Here is a 12568-nt window from a genome sequence, read left to right on the forward strand (position 1 = left end):
GGACTGGTCAGGGCATCCGGATGAGTTGACCGGCGTAGGCGAGGCCGGCGCCGAAGCCGAGCAGCAGCACCCGGTCACCGGGGCTGGTCTGGCCGCTCTCGTACAGCCGGCTGAGCGCCAGCGGAACCGACGCGGCCGACGTGTTGCCGGTTTCGACGACGTCCTTGGCAACCTTCTCGGCGGGGATCTCGAGGATCTCGGCCAGTTGGTCGATGATGCGCAGGTTCGCCTGGTGGGGCACGAACCAGTCGATGTCCGCCAGCTCGATACCGGCGAGGTCGCACACCCTGCGGGCCACCCTCGGCACGTTCTTGGTGGACCACCGGTAGACCAGCGGACCGTCCATCTTGGCGAACTCGCGGCCGTTGGCGTCCCACCTGGTGCCGAGGATGTTGGCGCGTCGGCCGTCGCTGCCCCACACCACCGGGCTGATGCCGTCGGTCTGCGCGGCGGAGACCACCGCCGCACCCGCGCCGTCACCGAAGATGACGTATGTGGCCGGATCCTCCGGGTCGATGAAGCGACTCAGTTGCTCCGCCCCGACCACCAGCACGTTGCGGGCGCTGCCCGCCCGGATCTCGTTGGCCGCGACCCCGACCGAGTAGGCGAAGCCGGCACAGGCGGCGTTCAGGTCGAACGCCCCGGTGGCGTCGATGCCGATCCGGCTGGCCACCTCGGGCGCGCCGCCCGGGATGCGGTCCTTCTTCGTCGCCGAGGCGAGGATGACCAGGTCCACGTCGGCGGGGTCGACGTTCGCCATGGCGAGCGCCTTCCCGCCGGCCTCGGCGGCCATCATCGTCACGGACTCCTCCGGTCCGGACCAGTAGCGCGACCGGATGCCGGTCCGCTCCTCGATCCAGTCCGGGGTCACACCAGCCTCGTCGGCGATCTCCTCGTTCGTGACCAGTCTGCTCGGCCGGTAGGCACCGAGCCCGGTAATCGCCGCACCAGTCATCTGGGCCATCAATCCCTCCACACCACGCCGGTCGGCGTCCTGGTGGCACCGTCCGGGAGGGAGTGTTCGACGGCGATCTCACAACTTCTCTACATCGCGGCGGTATGGAAAAGAGATAGCCGGGCCGGCGACCGTACGCGGGGAGTGTGCCGCCGCACGCTGGCCCGCCCGGTCGGAAGGAAGCGCATGAAGGATCTCCGTGGCAAGGTCGTGGTCATCACCGGAGCCGGCTCGGGGATCGGTCGGGCGCTGGCCATCGAGCTGGCCGCCCAGGGTGCCCGGCTGGCTCTCTCCGACGTGGCCCCCGACGGCCTGGACCGCACCACGGCGGCCTGTGCCGAGTTGGGGGCCGAGGTGCGCGGCTATCCGCTGGACGTCACCGACATGGCGGCGGTGCAGGCGCACGCGACGCAGGTCCGGGCCGACTTCGGCGGCGCCGACCTGGTGGTCAACAACGCCGGGGTGAATCTGCTGGCCACGGTCATCGAGGCCAGGTACGAAGACGTCCGCTGGGTGCTGGATGTCAACTTCTGGGGCGTGGTGCACGGCACCCGGGCGTTCCTGCCGCTGCTCGTCGCCGCGCGCGGGCACCTGGTGAACATCTCCAGCATGTACGGCCTGACCACCGCTCCGGCCCAGACTGCGTACAACGCGGCGAAGTTCGCCGTCCGGGGCTTCACCGAGGCGGTGTGGCAGGAGATGCAGGTCGGCGGCGTGCCGGTGACGGTCAGCTGCGTCTACCCGGGCAACGTACGCACCGACATCTTCACCAGTGCCCGCACCGGGCGGGGCCTGGGCTACGACGGGATCCGGGAACGCTTCGCCCAGGAGGCGGCCGTCTCGGCCGAAGCGGCCGCCCGGGCCATCCTGCGGGGGATCCGCCGCAACCAGATGAGAATCATCGTCGGGGCGGACGCCCGTCGGGTCGACCTGTCCTCCCGGCTGCTCGGCACGCTCTACCTGCGACTGCGGGCGCGACGGGCGCGCGCCGAGGCGAGCCGGCTCCGCCTGGCGGCCATGCGGGACCGGCTCGCCGCGCACCGGGTCAGATCGTCAGGCCACCGTCGACCGTGATGACCTGTCCGGTCAGGTAGGAGGCCCGCTCCGACAGCAGGAACGTCACCACCGGGGCGATCTCCTCGGGCTGCCCGAGTCGGCCGAGAGCGGTCCGCTGCCCGACCCCGTCGGTCAGTCCGGCCGGCAGGTCACTGAGCATGTCGGTCTCGATGAAGCCGGGCGCCACGGCGTTGACCCGGATCCCGTACGGGCCAACCTCCTTCGCCAGCGCCTTGGTGAACCCGATGATGCCCGCCTTGGACGCGGAGTAGTTGGTCTGACCGGGGCTGCCGGTGATGCCGGCCACCGAGGAGAGCGTGACGATGGCCCCGCCCCGACGGCGCATCATGCGCCGGATCGCCGCCCGGCAGACCTGGTAGACCCCGCCGAGGTTGACGTCGACCACCGACTGCCAGTCCTCGGCGGCCATCATCGCCACCGGCCGGTCCCGGATGATGCCGGCCACGGTGACCAGCGCGGCCACCTCACCCAGGTCGCGTTCCACCTCGGCGACGAACTCGCGTACCCGGGCCGGGTCGGCGACGTTCACCTGGCGGGCCAGCACCCGCGCGCCGACCTCCTCCACCTCGGCGGCCACCTTCGCGGCGGCCTGCCCGTTGCTCTGGTAGCAGAAGGCCACGTCGTACCCGTCCGTGGCGAGCTGCCGGACCACCGCCCGGCCGATCCCCCGGGACCCTCCGCTGACCAGCGCAACCGGTCGTCGGACCTCACTCATGTCGACTCCTTGCCGTCGGATACCCCGGCCAGGGCGGCGGGGCGCAACGTGGCGGCCGGACGCACCGCACCGACCAGGCGGCCGACCCGCATGACGACCTCGGAACCGATCACGGTCTCGCCCTCGACGAAGCCGGTGTCGGCGAGCAGCCGGGTCAGCCGCACCCGGTGCTCGACCGTCTCGCCGGGCCACACCGGCCGACCGAACCTGATCTCCTCAAAGACACCGGCGACCGGCACACCACCGGTCAGCACGTCCGGCATCGGCCGGTCGTGTCGGATCAGGACCAGCGCGGCCTGTCCCCACGACTCCAGCAGCAGCACCGGGGGCAGTGGATGGCTTCCGGTGACGGTGTAGCTGCCGACCAGGTGTCGGCGGGGCACCAGTTCACTGACCCGGTCGACCAGCAGCATCGGCGGTCGGTGCGGGATGAGCCGCCGGATGTCGTCGCCGTCGAGCATCAGTCACCTCCATTCCGGTAACGCAGCACCACCTCGGCGGCTGGTGCGTCGGAGACGGTGACGGTGCCGTGGCACAGCTCGCCGTCGCGGCGGACCTTGATGACCAGCTCGTCGTCCAGGTCGATGGCCCGGAGGAACCGGCAGTACACCAGCTCGGCGAGGACCACCGTCGGCGCCGCCGCGAGCACGGCGCGGTGCACGTACTCGACGATGTGCACGCCGGGCAGCAGGGGGAAGCCGGGATAGTGCCCGGCGAAGACCGGATCGGCCCGATCCGGGCGTACCCGGGCGACGATCTCGTCGTCGCTGGCACGGGTCAGCTCGATCCGGGCGGTGGTGGCGCACTCGGGCGAGGTTCTGCTGGTCACCTGCCGACCGTGCCGGTGGCGGCTATATCTTCTCCATACCGTCGAGCTGCGTGATCAGGCAGCAGGCACCCGGGGCGACACGGACAGCGGGAACCGGCCGGCCATCATCCGACGATCCGCCGGATCAGCCTTCTCCCGGGCGAAGACCCGCACCAGGCCGTTGAAGCGGTGCCGCTGCCGCCGTGCGCCGTCCGATCCGGCGATCTCCAACAGCCGGGCGTCGATCAGGCTCTCCGCCACCTCCTCCCCCACCCGGGACGACACGTCGAGCACTCGGGCGGCGGCCCCGATCGGGAAGTCGGCCGACTCCAGCAGCGCCAGCCGACGCAACGCGACCTGGCTCTCGGCGGTCAACTGCTGGTAGCTGCCGTCGATACGGGCCCGCACGTCCAGCGTCCCCAGTCGCAGCTCGTTGAGGCGGCACCGCTCGTCGGCCAGCCGCTGCGCGAGGTACCGCAGTGACCAGTGCGGACGCGCGATCAGCCGGGCCGCGGCCACCCGGATGCCGATCGACAGCCGACCGCACAGCTCGACGATCTGACGGGCGGCGGCCGGCTCGGCGACCACCCGCTGCTCGCCGACGATCGTGGCGAACAGCTCGATCGCCTGTGCCGGTGCCAGGACGTCCACCTCGACCCGGGTGACGCCGGGCAGTTCGGACAGACGCCCCCGGCAGGTCAGGATGACCCGACAGGACGGGTCGCCCGGCAACAGCGGACGGACCTGCGAGTAGCTGGCGACGTTGTCGAGCACCACCAGCATCCGTCGACCGGCCAGCTGGCTGCGGTACAGGCACTCCCGCTCGTCGAGCCGCCCCGGAATGTCCTGCTCGGCGTTGCCCAGGCTGCGCAGGAACCAGCCCAGCACGTCACCCGGGTCGGTCGCGTTGCCCCGGGTGCCGCCCAGGTCGACGTAGAGCTGCCCGTCCGGGAAGTCGTCCCGGGACAGGTGCGCCGCCCGCAGGGCCAGCGCGGTCTTGCCGACGCCCGCCATCCCGGTCAGCAGGGTCCGTGGCGGCCCGGATCGTGGCGACGCGGCGAGCCACCCGGTGAGCAGGCGTAGTTGCTCCTCACGGCCGTGGAAGTCGTGTGCCCCGGGCGGCAACATCGCCGGGCGTACGTCCCGCCAGCCGGGCGCGGTCCGGGGCACCGCCTCGGCGACGGAGACCGTGGGCCGGGCCAACACCGCCTGGTACGCCTCGGTCAGGGCCGCCCCCGGGTCCACCCCCAGTTCGTCGGCGAGGACGCGTCGGCCCTCGTGGTAGACGGCCAGCGCGTCGGCCTGCCGGTCGCACCCCAGCAGGGCGATCATCAACAGGCTGCGGAGCTGCTCGTGCAAGGGCTGGCGGGCCACCAGGTCGGTCAGCTCAAGCACCAGCTCGGCCTGCCGCCCCAGGAACAGGTCCGCCCTGATTCGGTCCTCCAGGACCGCCATCCGCGCCTCGGCCATCCGATGCGCCTCCGCCTCGACCAGATGGTCGGTGACGTTGGACAGGGTCGTACCCCGCCACAGGCCCAGGGCCTCGTGCAACCAGCGCCCCGCCTCCTCGTACCGGCCCTCGCGCAGCGCGGCACGGCCCAGCCCGGCCAGCCGCTCGAAATCGTCGAGGTCGAGCCGGCTGTCCTTGCGCCGCAGGGCGTACCCGGAGCACTTCCGGACGATCTCCACCTCGTCTCCGAGGTACCTGCGTAGCCGGGACACGTAGTTGTACAGCTGAGCGGCGAAGGTCGCCGGCAGGTGTTCGTCCCAGAGCAGTCGGCAGAGCTGGGCGTCGGAGACGATCCGCTCCCTGGCGAGCAGCAACGCGGCCAGGACGGTGCGCTGTTTCGCACCATCCAGCGGAATCTCAGAGCCGTCCTGCCAGGCGCTCACCGGCCCGAGTACGCAAAACTCCACAGTCGCTCCGATCGGTCCACCCAGCGGAATAGGTCGGAGATTCGGTCACCACGGCACCTCCACGCATGTGTGCACGCCACCCAAGTTCCGTCCCCCCAGCACGCAGGTGTACGACACCGACACCGACGGTCGTGGCCGGCCGACCGGCCCGCTCGCCTCTCCGGGCCGTCCGTCACCCGCCCGGTGAATCCGCAGGTCAACCGGGGATGCCTCGCACGACCAGCGTCGATGACGAGAATTTGGGTGGATCCCACGCATGAGTTCGTCGGTACGCCTTGGCACCCTCTTTCCGGTGAACACCTCGACCGCCGACGGCCCATCGAGCCTGGCCCCGACGGAGCCGCAGCGGCTCCCCGGGGGCTGGTGGGCGTGCGGGGTGGCGTTGCACGAGCGGGTGCGTGCCGATGTCGCCGCACCGGTCGACAGCGCCCGGCTGGCGCAGGCCCGACAGCGGCTGCGGCGTTGGCGGGCCGAGGACAGCGGCGTGCTGGAGGCGTACCTGCGCGGCCTGACCGTCAGCGAGGACCACCTGCTCGGCATCCTGGCGGAGGAGGACACGCAACTCACCGCCCGGCTGGACGCACCGTCCTGGGTGGAGCCGATCGAGTCCGCCGTACGCGCCGCCACACCGCTGCCCGCCTCGGACCCGGTCCCGGCGGACTGGCGCGCCGCCTTCGCTCTGCCGTTCCGCCCGCTGGTCGAGTACGCGAAGGCCCGCTTCCGGGTCGGGACCCGTCTGATGTCCGACGAGGCGCAGGTGGACCTCCACGCGCTGACCGGCTCGCTGGGCGCCGCCCTGGAACGCCGGCTGACCAGCCTCGCCGCCCGTACCTTCGTCGCCGAACTGCACCGTCAGCGGGCGGCCGGTCTGCTGCGCGGCGACGACAGTCGCGCCCGCTTCGTCGACTTCGTCCGTCGGCTGACCGAGCCGGCCGGGATCGCCACCCTGTTCACCGACCGTCCGGTGCTGGCCAGACTGGTCGGACAGGCCACCGTGTACGCCACCGAGGCCAGGCTGGAGTTGGTGAACCGGTACGCCGCCGACCGGTCCTGCCTGGTGCGGGAGCTGTTCGGCGACGTCGACCCGGGTCCGCTGGTGGCCGTCGAGGACAACCAGGGCGACCCGCATCGCGCCGGGCGGACCACCAGCGTCGTCCGGTTCGCCGACGGCCGACGGTTGGTCTACAAGCCCCGCGACCTGGCCCACGACGCCCGGCTGGACGCCTTCGTCGACTGGCTGAACCTGCGGATTCCCGACGTCGGCCTGCGTAAGGTCGCCGGTCTGCACCGTCCCGAGTACGGGTGGACCGAGTTCGTGGCGTCCGCACCGCTGACCGACCCGGACGGCGGGCACCTCTACTACCGCCGTCAAGGGGTGCTGCTCGCGCTCGCCCACGCGCTCAACACCACGGACCTGCACTACGAGAACCTGATCGCCAGCGGCGACCAGCCCGTGATGATCGATGTCGAGACGCTGTTCCGCCCGGTGTGGCAGGAACCGAACGACACCGTGGACCCGGCGGCCGAACTGCTCGCCGCGTCGGTGCAGCGGACCGCGTTGCTGCCCATGATGGTCGTCGGCGAGCAGGGCATCATGGACCTGTCCGGCTCCGGTGGCGACCAGGGTCGGCAGAGCCCGGCCAGCCTGATCGACTGGGCCGACCCGGGCACCGACCGGATGCGCCTGGTGCGCCGGGCGGGCACCTTCGACGGTGCCTCGAACCGACCCCGGCTCGGCGACCGGGTGATCAATCCGGAGGATCACGCAGAGTCGATCATGGCCGGCTTCCGGCTCGGTTACGACGCGATCGAGACGCATCGCGAGGACTTCGCCCGGTTGGTCGAGGAGTCGGCGGCGATGACCGTACGACTCGTCGCCCGGCCCACCTGGGCGTACCGGATGCTGCTCGACGAGAGCACCCACCCGAACCTGCTCCGCGATGCCCTGGACCGGGACCGTTTCCTCGCCCAGCTCTACGACCAGGCCCAGTTCCCCGCCGACACGGCCTTCGCACGTCACGACATCGCCGCACTGTGGCGCGGTGACGTCCCCTACTACCACGCCCGCGCCGACTCGCTGACCCTCTGCGTCGACGGCCGACCGACCACGATGCCGTTGCGCCGCAGCGGCATGGACGCCGCACTGGACCGGATCGCGCGCTTCGGCGAGGCCGACCGGCAGGACCAGGAGTGGATCATCCTGGCCAGCCTGGCCACCCGCCGACCGGTCGGTGGGCACCTCGACGCCGCCCCGATGCCCAGTTCGAAGCATGGCACGGCGGCCCCCGCCGAGCGGCTGGTCGCGGCGGCGTGCGCGATCGCCGACCAACTCGTCGCGCGCGGCGCGCCCGGTCGTGAGCGGGTGAACTGGCTCGGCCTGGAACTGGTCGACGACCGGCAGTGGCTGCTGCTGCCGATGGGAGCGGGGCTGGCCAACGGCTACCTCGGAGTGGCGCTCTTCCTCGGTCAACTCGCCGAGGTCAGCGGCGTGGCCCGCTACCGGGACGTGGCCCGCCGGGCGATCGTCGCGACGCCCCGCCTGCTCGACCTGCTCGCGGACCGGCCGGAGCTGGTCACCGCGATCGGTTGCGGCGGCCTGCACGGCCTCGGCGGGATCGCCTACGGCCTCACCCGGCTGCGGATGCTGCTGGACGACCCGGAGATCGGCCGGTGGGTCGACACGGCTGTCGAACTCGCCTACGTCGCCACGGTCAGCTCCCCCACCGACGACTGGGCGACCGGCCGCGCGGGCTGTCTGGCCGCGATGTCCGCCATCCACACCGACCTCGGTCACGAACGGGCCGGGGCGTTGGCCCGCAGCTGCGCCGACGCGGTGGCCGACGCGGTGGAGGCGCTCGACCGCCCGGATGGTCCGACCGGCTTCGCGGACGGCACGGCCGGCATCGCGTACGCCCTGCACCGGTTCGTCGAGACGGGATCGGGCACCACCCGGCACGCGGACGCCGCGTTGGCGGCCGCACGGCACGCGGCGCGAGCCGCGGCCAGTTCCTCGGGGTGGTGCGTCGGCGCCTCGGGCCTGGCGCTCGCGCTCGCCCATCGGGGCGGCGGCGAGGCGGGCGGGTCCGGGTCGCCGGGCCTGGCCGAGTCGACCCGGCTGGTCCGCTGGCTGGCCGACCAGCCGCCGTCACGCGATCTGAGTCTCTGCCACGGCGAGGCGGGCATCGTCGACGCCCTCACCGCGCTCGCCCCGGGGCCGGTAGGACCCGACGCGACGGCCATCCTGCGTCGGCGCGCCACGCTGATCCTGAACGCGTTGCAGTGGCAGGAGCGTTACTGCGGTACGCCCGACGGGGTGCTCACCCCGGGTCTGCTGACCGGGCTCGCCGGCATCGGATACAGCCTGCTACGCATCGGCCTGTCGGCGCGGATACCCTCCGCGCTGCTGCTGGAACCAGAACGGAGACCAGCCGTCTCGGACGGTCGCCGGACACCAACCGATCCAACCCAAGAGGAGAGACGACATGTCTGACGAATTCGCCGCCAACGCCGCGTACGCCGAGGACGTCACCGACACCCACCCGGTGGGTGACCCGCGAGTCAACCCGGTGGTCAGCTTCGGGCTGCGTACGGCGGCGCTGGCCGGTCTCGCCATCCCGGTGGGTCTGCTGGTCGGGCGTCTGGTCTCCGGAGACAGCCCGGAACCCGTCGACACGGTGGCCCTCACCACCTGCTGTCCCACCTACATCGTGTGAGGTCGGTCGACGACTGACCCAGCGTGGCGGTCCGTCCGGTCGCTCGGGTAGGTACGTTCGCTACCCGTCCGTAGTGGTCTATGACGGGCCGCCTCGCTATCGTTACGCCCGTGCAACGGCGATCCCGCCCGATGATAGGCCGAGATGCGGAACTCACCGTGTTGCGCCGCCTTCTCGACGCCGCCATCGACGGGCACGGCGGATCGGTCTTCATCGTCGGAGAGGCCGGCATCGGCAAGTCGCGGCTGGCCGCGGCGACCGTCGAGCAGGCGTACCACGCCGAGATGGCCCTGCTCCAGGGGCGGGGCAGCACCCTGTGCACCGGTGTGCCGCTGCGGCCGATCACCGAGGCGGTGCTCTCCCTGCTGCGCTCGTCCACCGTGGACATCAACGCGCTCGGTCCGTACGGTCCGGTCCTCGGGCGGCTGGTGCCCGACTGGGGCACGCCCCCGGCCCAGCAGGAGAACGGCTCGGTGGTGATCCTCGCCGAGGCGGTGCTCCGGTTGACCGGTCTCGCCGGTCAGGACACCGGGTGCCTGATGGTCCTCGACGACCTCCAGGACGCCGACGCCGAGACGCTGATGGTGGTCGAGTACCTGATCGACAACCTTCACCAGCAGTCCACCGTGCTGCTCGGCACCATCCGGGCCGACGACTCACCGGCCCTGGCGGTCGCGCACGCGGCGGCCCGGCGAGGCAAGTGCACCCTCGTGACGCTGGACCGACTCGGTCCGGATGAGCTGCGCGAGATGGTCCGGGCCTGTCTCGACGTGACCGACGACGAGCTGCCGACTGCTGCGACCGACCTGATCTGGGGCGGCAGCGGCGGCAACCCCTTCCTCGTCGAGGAGATCCTCACCGCCATGGTGGAGAACCAGCTGCTGCTGCGCGACGCCCGTGGCTGGCAGCTCGCGTCTCCGCCGCCCGCCGCGCTGCCGGCCGCCTTCGCCCGCAGCATGGGGCACCGGATCGAGAAGCTGGCCCCACCGGCCCGGCGGCTGTTGTCCTGCGGGGCGCTGATCGGGCAGCGGTTCCCGGTCACCGTGGTGCAGGCGGCGACCGGCCTGAGCGACCGGGACGTGCTCAACCACCTCAACGGTGAACTCGTCGCCCAGATGGTGACACCGGACGACCAGATGTCCGACTGGTACGCCTTCCGGCACCGGGTCACCCAGGAGTCGCTGCTCGCCCTGATCGAGCCGTACGACCGGCGGGAGCTGGCCCAGAGCGTGGCCGACGCCGTGGCGAAGGTCCACCCGGATCTGCCCGGCGAGTGGTGCCAGATCTCGGCCGCCCTCCGCCTCGAGGCCGGCGACACGTTGACCGCCGGGCGTCTCTTCACCGAGGCCGGTCGACGGGCGCTGGCCCAGGGTGCCGCCACCTCGGCCGTGGCCCTGCTCGATCGGGCGTGGGAACTCCAGGCCGGTTCCCCGGGCGACGTGCGGGCGGACACCCTGGAGGCGCTGCTCCAGGCCCTCGGCGAAGCGGGACTGGTGAGTCGGGCCCTGGCCCTGGTCAGCAGTCCGGACCAGGTCGGCGAGCTGGACCCTCGTCGGCGGGCCAGCCTGCACACCCGGCTGGCCTGGACCGCCATGGTGGCCGGGCAGCTCACCGACGCGACGGCGCAGGTGGAGATCGCCCGCGACCTGCTCGGCCCCGACCCCGCACCGCAGGACGAGGCGCCGATCGACATCGTCGCCGCGCACCTGGCCCTGGACACCCCCGGCAAGGAGCAGTTGGAGGTCGCCGAGGCCCTGACCCGCCGGGCCGCCACGGTCGGTGCCGCGGTGCCGCTGCCCGTGGTGGCCTGTCAGGCATGGCAGTTGCTCGGTGCGCTGGTCCGGCACCGCGACCCGGCCGAGGCCACCCGCTGCCTGGAGAAGGCCCGCTCCATCGCCGCCGAACACGACCTGCCGATCTGGGAGGTCCACGCGCTGATCCGGCTCGGCAACGACGACGCGTTGCTGCACGGCACCCTGGACCGGCTCGAACAGGCCCGGGAGCAGGCGCGACAGGTCGGCGCGGTGACCGCCCGACAGCAGGCGGAGGCGAGCATCGCACTGCATCTGATCATGCGGGGGGCGTACGCCCCGGCGCAGGAGCTGATCGACCAGGTGCACGCCGCCACCAGCCGTACGAAGTTCACCGAGACCACCCAGTACGTGCTGCTGCTCAAAGCGGTGCTCGCCGCTCATCAGGGCCGACGCCCGCAGATGCAGAAGGCGTTGGCCGAGTTCCGGAGCTGGGGCGGCGACGAGAGCCTGCACACCCAGCGGGTCCACGGGTTGGCCGGTGCGTTCTGCGCGTTGCTGGAGGAGAACCGCCCGCTGGCGCTGGCCGAGTTGTCCCTGGCGGTGGGGGCGGAGGAGACCAACCCGACCGTGTTCCACCTGAGCGGTCGGCTCGGCCTCCAGCCGTTGCTGCGCGCGATGGCCGACGACATCAGTTGGGCCGAGTACGAGGAACTCACCAGCGCGCCCGCCAGCCAGCTGCGCTGGGACCGGCAGTTCGCGCTCTTCACCCGGGCGGTGCTGCTGGGTCGGGCCGGCCAGCACGAGGCCGCCACCGCCACGGTGGCCGAGGCGATGGAGGTCGCCTCCCTGTACGCGATGGGTCGGCATCTCGCGCTGCGGCTGGTCGCCGAGTCGGCGCTGGCCGACGGGTGGGGTTCGCCGGTGCCGTGGCTGCGTGCCGCGGAGGACTACTTCCACCAGGCGAACGTCGAACCGGTCGCACACGCGTGCCGGACAATGCTGCGTCAGGCGGGGGCCCGGGTGGCGCAGCGCCGACAGGGTGCCGGCGAGATCCCGGCCGGGCTGCGGGCCAAGGGGGTCACGGTCCGGGAGCTGGAGGTGCTGCGGCTGTTGGCCGGTCGGCTCAGCAACCGGGAGATCGCCGCGCGGTTGCACCTGTCGCCGCGTACGGTCGAGCGGCACATCTCCAGCTTGATCGTCAAGACCGGGCTACCGAACCGGATCGCGCTGAGCGATGTCGCCACCGAGATCGACAAGGACTGAGCTCCTCATCGTCGGGTCACACCTTCTTGATGACGGTGAGCAGCACCACGGAGTCCTGGAGCGCCTCAAGACTGTGCCGGGCGTCCGGTACGAGCAGCAGATCCCCGGCGACGCCGTCGCAGCTGGTCGTGCCGGTGGCGAGGCGGACGAGGCCGTGCAGCACGTGCACGGTGGCTTCGCCAGGGTTCTCGTGCTCGTCGAGGCGTTGGCCGGCGACGAGGGCGATGACGGTTTGGCGCAGCGTCTTGGTGTGCCCACCGTGCACGGTCTGGGCGCCGCGCCCGCTGGACGTGCCGCGAGCCGCGGTGAGCAGCTGGTCGGTCAGGTCGGTCAGCGATGACTTCTGCATGATCTCTCTTCTGGTCG

General features: G+C 71.9%; 10 protein-coding genes. 4 read left to right on the forward strand and 6 right to left on the reverse strand.

Annotation, left to right across the window (positions count from 1 at the left end; genetic code table 11):
• Positions 1 to 7: 7 nt before the first annotated feature.
• Positions 8 to 955 (reverse strand): beta-ketoacyl-ACP synthase III, encoded by a 948-nt coding sequence (locus ACLQ2S_RS21105; RefSeq protein ID WP_230462866.1) that lies wholly within the window; start codon positions 953 to 955, stop codon positions 8 to 10.
• 186 nt (positions 956 to 1141) lie between these two features.
• Between ACLQ2S_RS21105 and ACLQ2S_RS21110 the strand changes: the two genes are divergently transcribed.
• On the forward strand, positions 1142 to 2029 hold the full coding sequence (locus ACLQ2S_RS21110; RefSeq protein WP_155221570.1) for an SDR family oxidoreductase: 888 nt from the start codon (positions 1142 to 1144) through the stop codon (positions 2027 to 2029).
• On the opposite strand, the gene fabG is transcribed toward ACLQ2S_RS21110, so the two are convergent.
• From fabG to ACLQ2S_RS21130, 4 genes are read right to left on the reverse strand one after another with little or no spacing between them, the layout of a single operon-like run.
• Positions 2001 to 2747: a 3-oxoacyl-ACP reductase FabG gene (gene fabG, locus ACLQ2S_RS21115; RefSeq protein ID WP_155221571.1), complete on the reverse strand. Its 747-nt coding sequence runs from the start codon at positions 2745 to 2747 to the stop codon at positions 2001 to 2003. The genes ACLQ2S_RS21110 and fabG overlap by 29 nt on opposite strands.
• Positions 2744 to 3208: a 3-hydroxyacyl-ACP dehydratase FabZ family protein gene (locus tag ACLQ2S_RS21120; protein WP_155221572.1), complete on the reverse strand. Its 465-nt coding sequence runs from the start codon at positions 3206 to 3208 to the stop codon at positions 2744 to 2746. Before ACLQ2S_RS21120 ends, fabG begins: the two co-directional genes overlap by 4 nt.
• The gene (locus ACLQ2S_RS21125) at positions 3208 to 3576 is read right to left on the reverse strand and encodes a hypothetical protein (protein WP_155221573.1); all 369 of its coding nucleotides are present in this window, start codon (positions 3574 to 3576) and stop codon (positions 3208 to 3210) included. The genes ACLQ2S_RS21120 and ACLQ2S_RS21125 overlap by 1 nt, the downstream gene beginning before the upstream one ends.
• Before the next feature lie 54 nt (positions 3577 to 3630).
• Entirely contained in the window at positions 3631 to 5448 is a 1818-nt protein-coding gene (locus ACLQ2S_RS21130; protein ID WP_155221574.1) for an AfsR/SARP family transcriptional regulator, read from the reverse strand.
• Between the two features lie 316 nt (positions 5449 to 5764).
• On the opposite strand from ACLQ2S_RS21130, the gene ACLQ2S_RS21135 reads away from it, so the two are divergent.
• The 3 genes from ACLQ2S_RS21135 to ACLQ2S_RS21145 all read left to right on the forward strand — a co-directional run bounded on the left by ACLQ2S_RS21135 (position 5765) and on the right by ACLQ2S_RS21145 (position 12202).
• Entirely contained in the window at positions 5765 to 8962 is a 3198-nt protein-coding gene (locus ACLQ2S_RS21135; RefSeq protein ID WP_196222615.1) for a type 2 lanthipeptide synthetase LanM family protein, read from the forward strand.
• Positions 8955 to 9185: a hypothetical protein gene (locus ACLQ2S_RS21140; RefSeq protein ID WP_155221576.1), complete on the forward strand. Its 231-nt coding sequence runs from the start codon at positions 8955 to 8957 to the stop codon at positions 9183 to 9185. The genes ACLQ2S_RS21135 and ACLQ2S_RS21140 overlap by 8 nt, the downstream gene beginning before the upstream one ends.
• Before the next feature lie 131 nt (positions 9186 to 9316).
• Positions 9317 to 12202 (forward strand): helix-turn-helix transcriptional regulator, encoded by a 2886-nt coding sequence (locus tag ACLQ2S_RS21145; protein WP_425702421.1) that lies wholly within the window; start codon positions 9317 to 9319, stop codon positions 12200 to 12202.
• Positions 12203 to 12218: 16 nt separating this feature from the next.
• Here the strand turns inward: ACLQ2S_RS21145 and ACLQ2S_RS21150 are convergent, their stop codons facing one another.
• Complete coding sequence (locus ACLQ2S_RS21150; protein ID WP_155221578.1) at positions 12219 to 12551, reverse strand: cupin domain-containing protein; 333 nt, start codon at positions 12549 to 12551, stop codon at positions 12219 to 12221.
• Positions 12552 to 12568 lie beyond the last annotated feature (17 nt).

This window comes from Micromonospora sp. DT48, from assembly GCF_049844495.1.
GTDB lineage: Bacteria > Actinomycetota > Actinomycetes > Mycobacteriales > Micromonosporaceae > Micromonospora.

Bases quoted from the DNA above. Each gene is read 5' to 3' on its own strand.
- ACLQ2S_RS21105 (WP_230462866.1), bottom strand. From the start codon at position 955: ATGACTGGTGCGGCGATTACCGGGCTCGGTGCCTACCGGCCGAGCAGA.
- ACLQ2S_RS21110 (WP_155221570.1), top strand. From the start codon at position 1,142: ATGAAGGATCTCCGTGGCAAGGTCGTGGTCATCACCGGAGCCGGCTCG.
- fabG (WP_155221571.1), bottom strand. From the start codon at position 2,747: ATGAGTGAGGTCCGACGACCGGTTGCGCTGGTCAGCGGAGGGTCCCGG.
- ACLQ2S_RS21120 (WP_155221572.1), bottom strand. From the start codon at position 3,208: ATGCTCGACGGCGACGACATCCGGCGGCTCATCCCGCACCGACCGCCG.
- ACLQ2S_RS21140 (WP_155221576.1), top strand. From the start codon at position 8,955: ATGTCTGACGAATTCGCCGCCAACGCCGCGTACGCCGAGGACGTCACC.
- ACLQ2S_RS21145 (WP_425702421.1), top strand. From the start codon at position 9,317: ATGATAGGCCGAGATGCGGAACTCACCGTGTTGCGCCGCCTTCTCGAC.
- ACLQ2S_RS21150 (WP_155221578.1), bottom strand. From the start codon at position 12,551: ATGCAGAAGTCATCGCTGACCGACCTGACCGACCAGCTGCTCACCGCG.